Source organism: Acinetobacter sp. F-1, from assembly GCF_022869025.1.
Lineage (GTDB): Bacteria > Pseudomonadota > Gammaproteobacteria > Pseudomonadales > Moraxellaceae > Acinetobacter > Acinetobacter pseudolwoffii.
In genome coordinates this window covers 23,703-37,997 of the sequence record NZ_JAJKFX010000015.1, presented here as the reverse complement: position 1 = coordinate 37,997, position 14,295 = coordinate 23,703, and the positions used below count along the sequence as shown (strand labels likewise).

The 14,295-nt window shown below is 40.8% G+C and carries 20 protein-coding genes; 10 read left to right on the top strand and 10 right to left on the bottom strand.

Translation table 11 applies throughout. The features are described 5' to 3' along the window. Positions 1–85 precede the first annotated feature (85 nt). From dnaJ to nadS, 6 genes are all read left to right on the top strand, one after another. On the top strand, positions 86–1,204 hold the full coding sequence (gene dnaJ / locus LOZ91_RS12585; protein ID WP_005094779.1) for a molecular chaperone DnaJ: 1,119 nt from the start codon (positions 86–88) through the stop codon (positions 1,202–1,204). Between the two features lie 652 nt (positions 1,205–1,856). Further along, a complete protein-coding gene (locus LOZ91_RS12580; RefSeq protein ID WP_005166617.1) occupies positions 1,857–2,072 on the top strand; it encodes a cold-shock protein in 216 nt (71 codons plus the stop codon). Between the two features lie 110 nt (positions 2,073–2,182). Then, positions 2,183–2,410, top strand: a complete 228-nt coding sequence (locus tag LOZ91_RS12575) for a hypothetical protein (RefSeq protein ID WP_244783311.1) — start codon at positions 2,183–2,185, stop codon at positions 2,408–2,410. Positions 2,411–2,479: 69 nt separating this feature from the next. Continuing rightward, positions 2,480–2,677, top strand: a complete 198-nt coding sequence (locus tag LOZ91_RS12570; protein WP_005166622.1) for a hypothetical protein — start codon at positions 2,480–2,482, stop codon at positions 2,675–2,677. 114 nt (positions 2,678–2,791) lie between these two features. After that, positions 2,792–3,112, top strand: coding sequence for a type II toxin-antitoxin system RelE/ParE family toxin (locus LOZ91_RS12565; protein WP_000897309.1), 321 nt, complete (start codon positions 2,792–2,794; stop codon positions 3,110–3,112). Continuing rightward, positions 3,105–3,377 (top strand): NadS family protein, encoded by a 273-nt coding sequence (nadS, locus tag LOZ91_RS12560; RefSeq protein ID WP_005166627.1) that lies wholly within the window; start codon positions 3,105–3,107, stop codon positions 3,375–3,377. The genes LOZ91_RS12565 and nadS overlap by 8 nt, the downstream gene beginning before the upstream one ends. A gap of 488 nt (positions 3,378–3,865) precedes the next feature. On the opposite strand, the gene LOZ91_RS12555 is transcribed toward nadS, so the two are convergent. Continuing rightward, positions 3,866–5,053 (bottom strand): hypothetical protein, encoded by a 1,188-nt coding sequence (locus LOZ91_RS12555; RefSeq protein WP_244783310.1) that lies wholly within the window; start codon positions 5,051–5,053, stop codon positions 3,866–3,868. A gap of 277 nt (positions 5,054–5,330) precedes the next feature. Here LOZ91_RS12555 and LOZ91_RS12550 point away from each other — a divergent pair, with 277 nt between their 5' ends. The 4 genes from LOZ91_RS12550 (at position 5,331) to LOZ91_RS12535 (ending at position 7,701) form a co-directional block, all read left to right on the top strand. Continuing rightward, complete coding sequence (locus tag LOZ91_RS12550) at positions 5,331–5,600, top strand: type II toxin-antitoxin system HicA family toxin (RefSeq protein WP_244783309.1); 270 nt, start codon at positions 5,331–5,333, stop codon at positions 5,598–5,600. Beyond that, the gene (locus LOZ91_RS12545) at positions 5,578–5,844 is read left to right on the top strand and encodes a type II toxin-antitoxin system HicB family antitoxin (protein ID WP_004759133.1); all 267 of its coding nucleotides are present in this window, start codon (positions 5,578–5,580) and stop codon (positions 5,842–5,844) included. The genes LOZ91_RS12550 and LOZ91_RS12545 overlap by 23 nt, the downstream gene beginning before the upstream one ends. A 334-nt stretch (positions 5,845–6,178) precedes the next feature. Further along, positions 6,179–7,000: a 4-hydroxy-tetrahydrodipicolinate reductase gene (gene dapB, locus LOZ91_RS12540; RefSeq protein ID WP_004728905.1), complete on the top strand. Its 822-nt coding sequence runs from the start codon at positions 6,179–6,181 to the stop codon at positions 6,998–7,000. A gap of 56 nt (positions 7,001–7,056) precedes the next feature. Beyond that, positions 7,057–7,701, top strand: a complete 645-nt coding sequence (locus tag LOZ91_RS12535) for an START domain-containing protein (protein ID WP_244783308.1) — start codon at positions 7,057–7,059, stop codon at positions 7,699–7,701. A gap of 50 nt (positions 7,702–7,751) precedes the next feature. Here LOZ91_RS12535 and LOZ91_RS12530 read toward each other — a convergent pair whose 3' ends face one another. The 9 genes from LOZ91_RS12530 to LOZ91_RS12490 all read right to left on the bottom strand — a co-directional run bounded on the left by LOZ91_RS12530 (position 7,752) and on the right by LOZ91_RS12490 (position 14,247). Continuing rightward, on the bottom strand, positions 7,752–8,780 hold the full coding sequence (locus tag LOZ91_RS12530) for an NAD(P)-dependent alcohol dehydrogenase (protein ID WP_244783307.1): 1,029 nt from the start codon (positions 8,778–8,780) through the stop codon (positions 7,752–7,754). Positions 8,781–8,784: 4 nt separating this feature from the next. Further along, on the bottom strand, positions 8,785–9,366 hold the full coding sequence (locus LOZ91_RS12525) for a DNA-3-methyladenine glycosylase I (protein WP_244783306.1): 582 nt from the start codon (positions 9,364–9,366) through the stop codon (positions 8,785–8,787). 24 nt (positions 9,367–9,390) lie between these two features. Next, on the bottom strand, positions 9,391–9,636 hold the full coding sequence (locus LOZ91_RS12520; protein ID WP_074383759.1) for a hypothetical protein: 246 nt from the start codon (positions 9,634–9,636) through the stop codon (positions 9,391–9,393). Positions 9,637–9,651: 15 nt separating this feature from the next. Further along, positions 9,652–10,194: a M23 family metallopeptidase gene (locus LOZ91_RS12515; protein WP_244783305.1), complete on the bottom strand. Its 543-nt coding sequence runs from the start codon at positions 10,192–10,194 to the stop codon at positions 9,652–9,654. Between the two features lie 69 nt (positions 10,195–10,263). Further along, complete coding sequence (gene mutY, locus LOZ91_RS12510) at positions 10,264–11,292, bottom strand: A/G-specific adenine glycosylase (protein ID WP_244783303.1); 1,029 nt, start codon at positions 11,290–11,292, stop codon at positions 10,264–10,266. Between the two features lie 160 nt (positions 11,293–11,452). Then, on the bottom strand, positions 11,453–11,812 hold the full coding sequence (locus tag LOZ91_RS12505; protein ID WP_100329716.1) for an HIT family protein: 360 nt from the start codon (positions 11,810–11,812) through the stop codon (positions 11,453–11,455). A gap of 94 nt (positions 11,813–11,906) precedes the next feature. Further along, positions 11,907–12,641 (bottom strand): dienelactone hydrolase family protein, encoded by a 735-nt coding sequence (locus LOZ91_RS12500; protein ID WP_225553431.1) that lies wholly within the window; start codon positions 12,639–12,641, stop codon positions 11,907–11,909. Between the two features lie 163 nt (positions 12,642–12,804). Then, positions 12,805–13,494 (bottom strand): FKBP-type peptidyl-prolyl cis-trans isomerase, encoded by a 690-nt coding sequence (locus LOZ91_RS12495; RefSeq protein ID WP_244783302.1) that lies wholly within the window; start codon positions 13,492–13,494, stop codon positions 12,805–12,807. A gap of 48 nt (positions 13,495–13,542) precedes the next feature. Further along, on the bottom strand, positions 13,543–14,247 hold the full coding sequence (locus LOZ91_RS12490) for an FKBP-type peptidyl-prolyl cis-trans isomerase (protein WP_005094756.1): 705 nt from the start codon (positions 14,245–14,247) through the stop codon (positions 13,543–13,545). Between the last annotated feature and the right edge of the window lie 48 nt (positions 14,248–14,295).

The following is a 14,295-nucleotide window of genomic DNA, read 5'->3' as shown; positions in this document are numbered from 1 at the left end:
ATTTCCCCTTGTAAAATCAGGTTTGACCCCAATTTCAGACCTCAGTTGAATATTAAACAAAATTCCGTGAGGAGCATCGCCAGACATGGCTAAACGTGATTATTATGAGGTTTTGGGCGTCGCTAAAACCGCTAGTGATGATGAAATCAAAAAAGCCTACCGTAAGTTGGCGATGAAATATCATCCAGACCGTAACCCGGACAATGCTGAAGCTGAAGATAAATTTAAAGAAGCAGCAGAAGCCTATGAAGTGCTGTCTGATGGTGAAAAGCGCAGCATGTACGACCGTATGGGCCATCAGGCCTTTGAAGGGGGTATGGGCGGCGGTGGCGGCTTCGGTGGTGGTTTCAGCGCAGAAGACATTTTCAGCCAGTTCGGTGATATTTTCGGTGGTGCTTTCGGTGGCGGCGGTGGTCGTGGCCAGCAACGTGCACGCCGTGGTTCGGACTTACGCTATGTGATGGAATTGACCCTGGAAGAAGCGGTCAAAGGCGTCAAGAAAACCATTACTTTTACTGCACCGGCACCATGTGATGCCTGTGATGGTAAAGGCTCAAAAAATCCAAATGATGTAGAAACCTGCCGTACCTGCCATGGTGCCGGTCAAGTGCGTATGCAGCAAGGTTTCTTCTCGGTGCAGCAAACTTGTAGTACCTGTCGCGGTCAGGGCAAGATCATCAAGAACCCATGTAATAAATGTCATGGTTCAGGTGTGTCGGATCGTCAGCAAACGCTGGAAGTTACTATTCCTGCGGGTGTGGATAATGGCGACCGCGTACGCTTGACCGGTAAAGGTGAAGCGATTCGTGATGGTCAGTCAGGTGATTTGTACGTCGAAGTGGTGGTGCGTGAGCACGAAATCTTCCAGCGTGATGGTGCTGACCTGTATATGGATGTGCCGGTTTCAATCGCCGATGCAGCGTTAGGTAAGGAGGTTCAGATTCCGACTCTAGACGGTCGAGTAAGCCTGAAAATTCCTGAAGGGACGCAAACGGGTAAACTGTTCCGCTTACGTGGCAAAGGTGTTAAACCGGTACGTACCAGCATGCAAGGTGATTTGCTGTGCCGTATTGTAGTGGAAACACCAGTTAATTTAAGTGCACGTCAACGTGAACTGTTGAAAGAGCTGCAAGAAACTATGGATGGTGAAGACAGTAAATCATCACCAAAGAAAAAATCATTCTTTGATCGTTTGTTTGATTGATCGAATGAAAATAAAGAAGGACGCTGCGGCGTCCTTCTTTGTGCTTTAAATTTATACTATGATAGAAATAGAATTAGGTACTTGAAATGGGTTCTAACAATGGGATTTCGCATAAGAGATTTTATGTTAAATAGAGAGATTCATTATTTCTTCAAAAATTAAAAAAACCGCCTATTAGGCGGTTTTTTATAAAATATTTCTAACTAGAGATATTTAAAACGGTAAAATTTGGTGGTTGATATATGATTTGTGTCTGGGAAAAAATCATCATTCCCGAAATTAAAAACATCAATATTGTTATTACAGAACTATATAATCGCATTCATTACTTATCAATCTTACTAGACCAATATACTAATCTTATATTGTTACATTTACAATAAAAATATGATTTTATTATATTTTTTGACTACTTTTTGGTTTTTTATGAGTTTGGTAAATATATATATAAGAAAACTTGATTATTTCTATTTTTAGTGTATAGTTACTTTAACTAGAAAAAAGTCTTGTTCCGGTAAATCTTCTTTAAGTATCGCAGTTTTAGTCATAATCCTTCGTTTTTTCAGATTTTAAGTCGCTTCTTTATTATTTTCAAAGTTTATACCCAGTCAATAACATGACTCAAAATTATTAAAAATTAGTAGGATATATTATGTCAAACTCAAATATTGTTAAAGGTACTGTAAAGTGGTTTAACGAAACTAAAGGTTTTGGTTTCATTCAACAAGAGTCAGGTCCAGACGTTTTTGCTCATTTCAGCGAAATTTCAAGTTCAGGTTTCAAAACCTTAATGGAAGGCCAAATGGTTGAATTCAGTGTAGCTCAAGGTCAAAAAGGACCAAATGCTGTAAATATTGTTGCTATCTAAGTAATAATAGGCAGTAATAAAAAGCACTCATGAGTGCTTTTTTATACTTTAAAATTTAATTTTAAAGTTGTTTTCTAAATTGGAAAAATTTCTAAAAAACAGGATATAAGTTGTTAAAAATAAATGATTTAATTGCAAAATCTAAAAATGGTACTGAAATTATTGTTTCATTAATTCCTCTTAATAAAATGCAGAATACGCGCCAAGGTTCAAAAAAAATTGAAGTAGGTAAAAGAGTCCTTCTTTCATCTGGAATGGAAGTTGATTTAAATTTGGATGGCCGTACATTTTACACTTCTTTAAATCAGCTATTTAAATTAAGTCATAAAGTTGCTTAGAGCCAACATCAACAAGCATTAAAAATTTGGGTAGATTTCTACCACTATAATTTTATTAAGGGAATATATATGTTTAAACAGAATCTCAGCGTAAAAGACCAGTTTGGGGTTAAACACGCTATTCAAGCAACAGTAGATCATCAGTTTGCCGATACGCAATCTCACTCGAATATAAAACATATCACTGTTGATGGAGAAGATATTCGACCTAGTTTCGAAATGTTTTTCCAAAGTACTTTAAGTGGAAAAATTTTTAAAATTTTATAAATACTATTGTTAAAACTAATACGATATTGATTGTGCGAAACGAGAGCTCAAAGCTCTCGTTTTTTTATGTAAAAACTGCTAAAATTCCTATACGCCATTGACGTACTTCAACCTATGTTATTCATTGAAACCAGTATTTTTACCAAGCAAATCAAAGAGCTTGTAAGTGATGAAGAGTATCGTCAGCTCCAGCAAGATCTCTTGGTACAGCCCGATAAAGGTGACTTAATCAAGAATGGCGGTGGTATTCGTAAAGTACGTTGTGCTCAAGGTAATAAGGGTAAAAGTGGTGGTATCCGGGTGATCTATTATTGGGTCACAGAGGATGATCAGATCTTTTTCCTAGTCGCTTATCCAAAGTCTGTGAAAGATAATCTGACAGACAAAGAGACCTCGATCCTACGTCAATTAGTGAAGGAGCAATTTCATGGATAACAACTTATTTGATGACCTGATTGCTTCAATCAAAGAAGCTGGTGCCATCAAACGCAATGAAATAAAAGCAAGTCGAGTGACTGAGCTTGAATTACCAGATATAAAAGAAGTACGTGAGAAAACTGGCTTAACCCAGGCAGAATTTGCTGCACGTTTGCATATCAGCGCGAGAACCCTACAAAACTGGGAACAGGGCCGTCGCTATCCGACTGGTCCTGCAGCGACCTTAATTCGTATTCTAGATGCTCATCCAACTTTAATTTAAGAAGTTTAGATAATAAAAAACCCCGGCATCCTGCCGGGGTTTTTTATTGGAACATTAGGTTTGTGCTCTTACATGTCTTGTGTAGCGCCATCCTGGTGCTTATTTTTTTATTATCTGAAACTTCCTGTTCCTGACAAACTAATCATATGAAAATTCCAGTATTTCAGATAGCCGCAAAGGACCGAGATTGATGTGAGCCAAAGCGTACAAAATAGCCTAAATTTCATCCACAGTAATTGGGGATAGTTTTCGCCCTGGAAGAGCTGAGAACATTGGGAAAATGCCAAAATTGAGCATTTTTTAGACGATTTTATTGGCGAAAGATTACAAATCTGCTTAAAAAACACACGAGTTATGAGAACGTCTGTTTTTTGATCTTTTGGGTTTTGGGTTTTGGATTTATGGGTTTAAGTAATTGATAAATAATACTATTTAAAAAGGCATTTCGTATAACGCCCATTATGTTAAATAATAAACTTTGTAATATCTTAAGATGGAATTAATTTTAGAGAGAAATTATATAGGTGGTCTGTATTATCCCATCCCAACAATGTTGGAAAATTCATGATGTTTCTATGATATTCCTCTACTTGTTTATAGTGGATTTTTCTTAGTTTTTTATAATGGATATATAAATTTTTTGAAGATATCCAAAAACCGTAATTTTTAAAAATCCTACTTACTAAGTCACTTGCATTGTCTTCATTATTCAACGTTGAATAGATTGAAATATCCTCCTGAGCTTCTTTATACATTTGAATATGTAAAGCACCTAAAGTACTAATCCAGCCAATATGATTTTTAACAAACATTCTATTATGGATAAAATCATCATAAATATCAGTTAAAAATCTCTCTAAATTTTCCCTACTATCGATGCATTTTGATGGGAAAAACATTATTACTTTCAATGAATTATCTTGATTAAACACATTATCAATAAGTTTTTTATAATAGCGAATCAAATTATCTTTATGAACGTTAGTAGCAAATTTTTGAGGAATATGTAAAGTTATTTTATCTTCTTTAATAATTTTTTTTCTAGATGATCTTCTATATAATTCAAATTCAATTAAAAGACAAACTCTGGTAAATATATCATTAGATTTATTATGATCTTCACTAGTTATTTTAGATTCTGGATACTTACTAGAGGTTAGAATTTCTAGATCTAGAAATTTTTTATAAATATAAAAAGAAGCGCCTATATATTCATGACATAGTAGCTGATTTGCAAGTCTATAATATAAGTGTAAAGGATATTTTTTAAATATCTTATTGGAAACAATATTCGATACAGATTCTATTAAAATATTTTTATCTATTCCTTTTTGTTCAGCCAGTATACTTAATAATGCTAATGAAAAATGAATATCATGTTCATGAACTTTATCTGCTGTTTCTTTTGAAATAGAACAATTCTCATAACTATCTGGATCTGGGTGTTCAAATTTATTAAGAACTATTTCAATTCCACATATCAAATAATGTTTAAGTATTTGATAAGAATCTATATTTATTCTATGAGATTTAATTTCAGTATCAATCAAATCTAAAAGTAAATCATAAAACTCGTTCTTATCATCTGATAAAGAAACTAGGTTATAAACATCAAAAAAGTGAATAAAATCAATAATATCTAGTGCAACATTCTGTTCTTTTTTTAACTTAGCCAATTTAGTGCTCTCAAAAGTTGATAAAAAAAATACATTTAAAGGAATTTAATTGATAGATATTATTCAAATTATCAACTTAACTCAAACAAGATGAGGAATTAAATATGGAATCAATCCTAAAAGCTTTATTAGTAGTTGTTGTGGCTGAAGTCGGAAAAATTATTGTTGATGAAATCAATAGACGCTAACAGGAGATTGAAGAATGTTTTCAAAAATTTTAGCTATTTGGTTATTTGGGAGAGATGTCCATTTCTAAGGGCATCTCTAGGAGAGGGAAATGAAAGCTTGTAAAGTTATAAAAGCATTAAAATCTAAAGGCTGGTACGTCAGGAGAGTTACAGGTAGCCATTATCACTTTAAACATGAAACAATATCAGGTTTAGTGACAGTGCCATATCATGCTGCCGAAGAGCTAAAGCTAGCTACCTTACAAAATATCATGAAGATGGCACAACTTTCAGAAAGTGATTTTTTCACTAAAAGACATAAAAAAATTATGTTTTATAAAACATCAGGAGTAATGAATGCTATTACCAATAGCTATTAATTTTTCAGGCGGTCTGCCATATTCTGTTTTATTCCCATCATTACCTGGGTGTAACTCTATGGGAGACTCTATTGAAAATGCTATTGAAAATGCTATTGAGGCAGCAACTGTGCATATTGAAATTTTATTAGAAGATAATGAGCCAGTATTGTTAGATGTGCCTAATATTCAAGATTTAATGACTTTAAATGAATATAAAGAATGTGTATGGGCATTAATTGATATATCGCTACCCAAGTCATGAACCATATTCATTCTTTATATTTTCTAAAATTAACATAATACACCTTATACGAAATGCTTTAAATTATTTGTTTTAATTCAGTTGTTTATGTTGTATTGAAAAGCCCAATCCTCACCGATTGGGCTTTTTTTATGATTATTCACGTTCCACGCTTACTATTTGAGCAATGTTCCACAACTTTATAAAGCCAATCTAATCAGAAAATTCTAGATATATAAAAATCGCTCATAACACCTTTCATATCTTTTCATTGATTTTTATGCAATGCATCTTAGTGTTATTCCGCAGTTTTGCTATAGTAAGAGCAATTTTGGATCAACATCAGGACTATGTTATGTCAGCTACACCACGCATTGGGATCTTGGGTGCAGGCGGTCGTATGGGGCGTATCCTTATTCAGGCTGTGCATGAAGCAGGTTATCAATTGGCGGCTGCGGTAGAACGCCCTGAAAGTACACTATTAGGCGCAGATGCTGGTGAACTTGCCGGAATTGGCGCAACAGGTGTCAAGGTTGTGGGTAGCCTTACCGATGTAGTCAAAGACTGTGATGTCGTGATTGATTTCACTGCGCCAGCAGCGACCGTCAATCATCTGAAAATTTGCCGTGAAGCCGGTGTCGCTATCGTGATTGGTACGACGGGTATGAATGATGAGCAAAAAGCCTATCTGGATCAATCTGCGACAGAAACTCCTGTAGTTTATGCAGCAAACTATTCAGTGGGTGTAAACGTGTCGATCAAACTGCTTGAACTGGCCTCTAAAGTTTTTGGCGATACGGTTGATATCGAAGTGATTGAAGCACATCACCGTCATAAAGTAGATGCGCCATCGGGTACAGCTTTGATGTGGGGTGAGGCGATTGCGGAAACTTTGGGTCGTGACTTAAAAGAAGATGCCGTGTATTGCCGTGAAGGTCATACCGGTCCGCGTGAGCGTAAGAGTATTGGCTTCCAGACCATTCGCGGTGGCGATATTGTTGGTGAACATACTGCAATGTTTATTGCTGATGGGGAACGTGTGGAAATTACTCATAAAGCCACCAATCGCATGAACTTTGCCAGCGGTGCAGTACGTGCTGCTGCTTGGGTCGTAGGCCGTGAAGCGCGTAAATATGATATGAAAGACGTGCTCGGTTTTAACGATATTCAGGTTTAAAACTGCGTCAAAATCATTTATAAAAAAATCTACAACTAAAATAAGACGAATAAAAAATGCAAAAAATGATTTTCCTGCTCTGTGCAGTGGCGCTTGCTGCCATTGCGCAGGCAAAGCCTGTCGGGACGCCTAAACTGAGTATTCATAAAAATAATATCAAGGTCTGGACCTACCAGAATGAGCAAAACCCGGTCTTTCTCTATAAAGCTGAAACCACCTATACTGCGCCCATTGAAAATGCCGTGTCCCTGATTCTGAATGTCGAGCATGCAGTACAGTGGGTTCCCTATATGGGAAGCATCAAGATCCTGTCCCGCGATGATAAAAAAGGCGACTTTACCCTGTATATGGTGCTGGATTTTCCATTTCCCTTAAAAGACCGTGACCTGATTGTACAAGGCAAGATGATCAAGGAAGCCAATGGCCAGATCACCATCAAGAATAAAGCTATCCAGAGTGCCTATCCTTTAAACCCGGATTATGTGCGTTTAACCGATTATCAGGGCGACTGGACTTTTCAGAAACTGGCCAATAACAAGGTTAAGGTCTCTACCTATGGTTATGCCAATCCGGAAGGTTCCATTCCTTTGACCTTCGTAAATATGTTTGTGCAACAGCAGCCTTATCAAATGCTGCAAAAGATGAAGACCGAGCTGGGCAAGCCTTCACCTATTGCGATCTTGCCTGAAGCCCTGCAATAAAAAAGACCCAATCGCTGGGCCTTTTTAACAGATGAGAAAACAGACTGAATTTAAGCTGAAAAATCTGCTTTAAGTACAATCCGGTAACGGGCTTTGCCAGAATGCAGATGTTCAATCGCCTGATTCAGCTGTGACATCGGGAAAACCTCAATTTGTGGGGCAATATTTTTACGTGCAGCAAATTGGAGTAACTGACGTAATGCCGCCGGTGAACCTGTAGGTGAACCTGTGACTGATTTAGCTCCGCCAATCAGCATGCCAGCCGAAATCTGCATCGGCTCAAGTGGTAAACCCAGCATATGCACAGTGCCATTCGGCGCTAAAGTTGCCAGATAAGCCTGCCAATTCAAGGTGACATTGACGGTACTCAGTAATAAATCAAACTTGCCACGCTGAGCCTTTAATGCAGCGACATCACGACTGTTCACTACATGGTCAGCGCCCATGGCTTTCAGCTCATCGGTTTTATCCAGATTTGAAGTGAAAGCGGTAATCTCGCAGCCCCAAGCTTTGAGCAATTTAATCGCGATATGACCCAAACCGCCAATCCCGATTACGCCAACATGATGAATAGCCTGAATCTGATGTTTCAGGATAGGATCAAATACGGTAATTCCGCCACAGAGCAGGGGGCCGGCACTTTCAGGATCCAGATCTTCAGGCAGGGGAATGACCCATTGCCAGCCAGCACGGACCTTGTCGGCAAAACCACCGGCATGTCCGACAATAGTCGCCACTTGGCCGCCAGTACAGAGTACCTGCTGACCTGAAATACACGGATCGCAATACTGGCAGCTTTCCGCAGTCCAGCCAATGCCAACCCGTTGTCCCACTTTCAGGCCTTTGGCTTCGCCACCCAGTTGCGTGATGATGCCAATAATCTCGTGTCCAGCCACGACCGGATAAACGGATGAACCCCAGTCATTATTGAGGACTGAAATATCAGAATGACACAGGCCACAGTATTCTACTTTGACTTCGACCTGATGTGGCTGTAGTTCACCAGCATCGAATTGATAAGGTTCGAGTTCAGCACCTGCGGACATGGCGGCATAAGCTTGAATAATACTATTCGACATGATTTCAGCTCTTATTTAAATGGGAGGATATTGTTTTAAAGTTACAATGATTTTCATGGTCATCGACCATACCGACGGCCTGCATAAACGCATAGCAAATGGTGGGCCCGACAAATTTAAAACCAGCCTGTTTGAGTGCTTTAGACATCTTCTGGCTTTCAACTGTTTGGGCGGGCGCTTGACGATAATCCGCAACATCATTATTCAGCCGCGGTTGCTGGGCAAAAGACCAGAGCCATTCCACCGGATTGATGCCTTGCTGTTTTAGCTTCAGCCATGCTTGGGCATTTTTCCGAATGGCATTGAGCTTGCCGCGATGTCGTATCAGGCTAGCATCTTCAAGTTTCAGTTGGAGTTGTTCATCTGTAAGTGAGGCAATAGATTCAATGGAATATTGAAAAAAATGTTCACGATAAGCTTCACGTTTTCTGAGCACGGTAATCCAGGCCAGACCGGCCTGCTGTCCTTCCAGACACAGCATTTCAAACAGGCGATTTTCATCCAGCAGGACCTGTCCCCATTCCTGATCATGATAGGTGATATACAGCGGATCATTGGAGCACCAGCCACAGCGTTGCAGAGTCATGCCATGCTCCTTATTTTTATAGTTTTATAATTTAAACACAGCCCATTGATCTTGCTGATTATCCCAGTAAGACAGTTCAGCCTGATCCAGATCGCTAAATTGAATCCACATGTCTTTACCACTTTTGTCGGCATAACCGGTACTGATCAGCAGCGCATCTTCGGTAATTTCCATCACCCAGCCCTGATAGCTTTGACCATTCAGTACGATTTTTTGTTGATTGCCTGATTCAGCAAATTCTACCAGACGATTGATCAACGTTTCTGACATGTAAATATCCTAAAATTAACGTAAATAGGGGTAGGGGTTGACCACACCGCGTCCCTTGCCCTGTAAATAAATACCATAATGCAGATGTGGTGCAGTATGTCGGGCATTACCGCTATTGCCCACATAGCCGATGAGCTGGCCTTTTTTGACAGGATCACCCACTTTCAGGCCGCGTTTATGTCCATCCAGATGTGCATAATAATGCCAGGAGCCGCCCGGACCGAGAATCCAGACTACTTTACCACCCAAATTGTTATTGCGTAAATCTGCAATCAGACCTTCTGTGGCACTAAAGACTTTGGTTCCACGTGGAGCCATGATATCAATGCCCTCATGCAAACGTCCGCGACTGCGCGACGCCCCCCAGGTATCCTGTAATTCACGTGCCTGTACACGTGCCACCGGGATGGGCAGTGAAGAAGGCATTCGCTTATTTTGCAGTTTTTGTACCAGTAGCGGATTTAACTGTGCAGAAGAAGGTTGTTTCGGCGTACTGCTACAGGCGGTCAGTAATATGGCAATCAAAGCCATCCAGGTCAAAGCAAGGTATTGGCGCACGCTATTCATCCTTAAATATTGGCAATGCTCATTCTGAGCTGATCGATTTTTTGCTTTGTTCAGACTATGTCATACATTTACCGCAGAGATCAATTTTTTCATTGCTGTCGGCAGACCGCAATCAATGGCTGTCTCTGGACGCATCCAGTTGCTTTGCAGTTCAATCGCCAGATGTTCCTGCTGATCCTGATCCACTGCGAAAACGGTTGCTTCAAGCTGCCAGGTGAAGTGGGTGAAACTGTGGCTGATCTGGACTTTTTTGAGGATATTTTTCAGGCCAAGCTGCTGACATTGCTGTTCGAATTCATGGGTATTTTCAATAATTGGCAAGCACCAGAGTCCGCCCCACAGGCCACTGTTGGGTCGTTGTTGCCAGAGCCATTCTTTACCGGACTGAATTAATAATACCTGTGCTGAACGCACTGGCACCGGTTTTTTGGCTTTCTTGAATGGTAATTCATTTTCCAGACCTTGCTGATGCGCTTTGCAATGTTGCTGCATCGGACAATATAGGCACAGTGGTTTTTTCGGGGTGCAGACCGTAGCCCCGAGATCCATAATCGCCTGGGTATAGTCATGATTACGTTCGACCGGACATAATTCTTCAGCCAGTTGCCATAAAGCACGTTCATGAATGGGTTTGGACAGATCATCTTCAATCGCGAAAAAACGCGACAACACCCGTTTGACATTGCCATCCATAATCACGCCGTATTGGCGTAAACCCAGTGACATTAAGGCACCAGCGGTGGAACGGCCGATCCCCGGCAAGGCAATCCATTGTTCCAGGGTTTGAGGAAACTGCTGCTGTGCTGTCACCATGCCGGCAGCTTTGTGCAGATTACGGGCACGGGCATAATAGCCCAGTCCTGCCCAGTACGGTGCGACCTCATCCCAAGAGGCAGTGCCCAAGTCCTGTACAGTGGGAAAACGCTGGATAAAGCGTTCATAATATTGCAGCACAGTTTTGACCTGGGTTTGTTGCAACATGATTTCAGAGACCCAGACTTTGTAGGGATCATCTGTCACCTGCCAGGGCAAGTCATGACGACCATGCACATCAAACCATTCTAACAGGGCATCTGAAAATACAAACATGGATAAATAGCAACCGAATAAGCAGCAGCCATTATAGCGGAATCAGCAGACGTGAAAGGTGAAAAGTAGATAAAAACTGCGGAGTAGTGTGTATGGATATCGGCTTAATAACACAAAAAATAAATGCTCCGAAGAGCATTTATTTTAAAACAGCAAAGATTTAGTCGCTAATCCCCCAGCGTTCATCCAGCTTCAACACTTTGTCTTTATAGCGCGGAATAATATGAATATGCAGATGTTCGACCTTTTCCTGAAACACTTCGCCATCAATAAAACCGACATGGAAACCGGTGGGCTGGTAACGTAAATTGAGCTCATTACGTGCCTGTTCGAGCAAAGACATCAGGCTTTTACGTTCTTTGTCCGTCACTTCAAAAAATGAAGCCACATGCCGGAGTGGAATCACTACACAGTGACCTTCGGATAATGAATTCGGTTCAGGCAGCACTACACCATAATCATTTTTGGCAATGACATCATATTCGTCATAGTTACAGTAAGGGCAGTTGGTTTCAGCCATAGTCAGCATTCTCCTCTGGTAGGATTTATCGTTCTTTTCTTCAATGATTCTTTAAAGTGCTCAGCTTGATTTCAAGTCGAGCACTTATATCTATTTAAGCCAAATGACGTTCCAATAAGGCATACATCGCCGCCAAGCTTTTTTGTTCCGCTTCAGCATTGTAACCAAGATCCACGCCATTGGCTTTGGCCCGTTCGTCGGCGAGCGGGTTGCTAAAGCCATGTTTTGCATCTTCAAAGACAATCACCTCATGCTCGACGTTGGCCGCATGCATTTCTTCACGGAAACTGGCGACATCATCTAAGGTGACCATGCTGTCTAGCTCACCGTGCAAGACTAGTATTTCGGCCTGAACCTGACCTTCTTGAGCCGGTGCTTTGGCAGTAAGTGTCCCGTGGAAGGTGGTCACTGCTTTTAAAGGGGCATTGGCACGCGCCAGATCCAGCACCACTTTACCGCCGTAACAAAAACCGATGGCAGCAAGTTTCTCTGCATTGACTTCATCCTGTGCTGCCAAGGTATTTAAAGCTGCTGTCGCACGATCAACGATGGTGTCCGGATCTTCAAAGGTCTGCATCATCCACTGGTAGGCCTGATCAGAATGGGTGGTCACTTTTTTGTCACCATACATGTCAATCGCCAAGGCCGCATAGCCATGTTCTGCAAGTTCGCGAGCGCGCTGTTCGGTATATTCATTACGACCCCACCATTCTGGTGCGACCAGCACACCTGCAAGGGGTGCATCTGTTTCTGGAGCGGCAAAATAGCCAATCAATGCGCTACCATCCGGCGCAGTATAATGAATTTCACGGGTCTTGATTGCTGCCATGCTGACGTCCTCTATTCTTGTTGAACCGTTTAATTAACATATAACATAGCAAAACTGATCTGAATGTGACATGAAAACATTCGATTAATTATGCTTCATCCATATAAAAAAGAGAGGCCGCTATCGCGCCTCTCTGATTGAGTATTTAAAAAAACAGTATTGATTACTTCATAATTTCCAGTAATTCCACATCAAAAATTAAGGTACTGTTTGGCTCAATCACATCACCTGAACCAATTTGTCCATAGGCCAGTTCTGCAGGAATGAAGAAGCGGTATTTGGCACCTTCTTTCATCAGTTGCAGGCCTTCAGTCCAACCGGTAATCACTTGGGTGGTACGGAAGACCACAGGCTGATTGCGGGCAATTGAACTATCAAAAACCGTACCATCAATCAAACGGCCTTCATAATGTACGCGGACATTGCTATCGGCTTTTGGCGATTTGCCTTTGCCTTGCTGAAGAATCTGATATTGCAGGCCAGATTTAGTCGTTTTTATCCCTGCTTTTTTGGCATTTTCTGTCAGAAAAGCCTGACCGATTTTGGCATTTTCTTCAGCTTTTTGTTTTAATTCAATCAGCTCTTTGGCTTCACTTTGACGTTTAAACTGAGTCAGCACTCGAGCCATGTCTTCTTCAGTTAAAGTGGATTGTTTTCCGGCAGCAGCAGCTTTTAAACCGGCACTGAAAGCATCCAGATCAATCCCTTGCAAAGAGTCGGCATTACTTTTTCCCATCAGATAACCAAAGCTATAACCGACCTGTTCAGCTTCCGCGCTTTTATTGGTCACATCTTTGGCAAGCAGATTGCCAGAACTTAGCAGTAAAACCATCAAACTTATTTGTATTTTCATATTTATTCTCAAAATAAAGGAGAGCGCATTGCTCTCCTTATTTATAGATTATTTGACTTCAATGAGTTCCACATCAAAAATCAAAGTACTGTGTGGAGGAATCGTCCCTGGCACGCCTTGTTCACCATAACCAAGTTGAGATGGGATATACAGGGTCGCTTTACCGCCTTCTTTCATCAGTTGCAGACCTTCAGTCCAGCCTGGAATCACTTGATTGAGTGGAAACTCAATCGGCTCGCCACGTTCAACCGAACTGTCAAATACAGTACCATCCACCAGTTTGCCGGTGTAATGGACTTTCACGATTGAAGAAGCAGCTGGCTGTTTGCCCGTGCCTTCTTTAGTCACTAGGTATTGCAAACCGGAAGCTGTGGTTTTTACACCCGCTTTTTTGGCATTTTCTGTCAGGAAACTGTCACTCGATGCTTGTGCCTGTTTAGTGCTATCGAGTTGCTTTTGCTGCATTTCTTTCTGGAACTGTTCGTAAGCTGCCTGTAATTCTTCTTCAGTATATGCCGGTTCAGTACGCGCATGTCCTTCACGTACGCCTGTCACAAAGCTATTAATATCGAGTTCAGGTGGGGTTTGATGAGCCACTTCATAACCGAGAGCATAGCTGATTTTAGAAACAGCAGAGGCATCTTTAGATGCTTTAGTCGTTTGAGCAGCTGGGTTTTGAGTTGCATAGTAAACAGGTACTAGCGCGGCACCGCCTAGAAGAACAGCGACAGCAATCGGTAAGGCCTTGCTCATGTATTATTCCAATCTAATGTTATCGTTGAGGTTCATTCCATCTTAGCA

What these genes read in the sequence shown, in the direction of transcription:
- dnaJ (WP_005094779.1), top strand. Translation starts at nt 86, where the DNA reads ATGGCTAAACGTGATTATTATGAGGTTTTGGGCGTCGCTAAAACCGCT.
- LOZ91_RS12580 (WP_005166617.1), top strand. Translation starts at nt 1,857, where the DNA reads ATGTCAAACTCAAATATTGTTAAAGGTACTGTAAAGTGGTTTAACGAA.
- LOZ91_RS12570 (WP_005166622.1), top strand. Translation starts at nt 2,480, where the DNA reads ATGTTTAAACAGAATCTCAGCGTAAAAGACCAGTTTGGGGTTAAACAC.
- LOZ91_RS12565 (WP_000897309.1), top strand. Translation starts at nt 2,792, where the DNA reads ATGTTATTCATTGAAACCAGTATTTTTACCAAGCAAATCAAAGAGCTT.
- nadS (WP_005166627.1), top strand. Translation starts at nt 3,105, where the DNA reads ATGGATAACAACTTATTTGATGACCTGATTGCTTCAATCAAAGAAGCT.
- LOZ91_RS12550 (WP_244783309.1), top strand. Translation starts at nt 5,331, where the DNA reads ATGAAAGCTTGTAAAGTTATAAAAGCATTAAAATCTAAAGGCTGGTAC.
- LOZ91_RS12545 (WP_004759133.1), top strand. Translation starts at nt 5,578, where the DNA reads ATGCTATTACCAATAGCTATTAATTTTTCAGGCGGTCTGCCATATTCT.
- dapB (WP_004728905.1), top strand. Translation starts at nt 6,179, where the DNA reads ATGTCAGCTACACCACGCATTGGGATCTTGGGTGCAGGCGGTCGTATG.
- LOZ91_RS12535 (WP_244783308.1), top strand. Translation starts at nt 7,057, where the DNA reads ATGCAAAAAATGATTTTCCTGCTCTGTGCAGTGGCGCTTGCTGCCATT.
- LOZ91_RS12530 (WP_244783307.1), bottom strand. Translation starts at nt 8,780, where the DNA reads ATGTCGAATAGTATTATTCAAGCTTATGCCGCCATGTCCGCAGGTGCT.
- LOZ91_RS12525 (WP_244783306.1), bottom strand. Translation starts at nt 9,366, where the DNA reads ATGACTCTGCAACGCTGTGGCTGGTGCTCCAATGATCCGCTGTATATC.
- LOZ91_RS12520 (WP_074383759.1), bottom strand. Translation starts at nt 9,636, where the DNA reads ATGTCAGAAACGTTGATCAATCGTCTGGTAGAATTTGCTGAATCAGGC.
- mutY (WP_244783303.1), bottom strand. Translation starts at nt 11,292, where the DNA reads ATGTTTGTATTTTCAGATGCCCTGTTAGAATGGTTTGATGTGCATGGT.
- LOZ91_RS12505 (WP_100329716.1), bottom strand. Translation starts at nt 11,812, where the DNA reads ATGGCTGAAACCAACTGCCCTTACTGTAACTATGACGAATATGATGTC.
- LOZ91_RS12500 (WP_225553431.1), bottom strand. Translation starts at nt 12,641, where the DNA reads ATGGCAGCAATCAAGACCCGTGAAATTCATTATACTGCGCCGGATGGT.
- LOZ91_RS12495 (WP_244783302.1), bottom strand. Translation starts at nt 13,494, where the DNA reads ATGAAAATACAAATAAGTTTGATGGTTTTACTGCTAAGTTCTGGCAAT.
- LOZ91_RS12490 (WP_005094756.1), bottom strand. Translation starts at nt 14,247, where the DNA reads ATGAGCAAGGCCTTACCGATTGCTGTCGCTGTTCTTCTAGGCGGTGCC.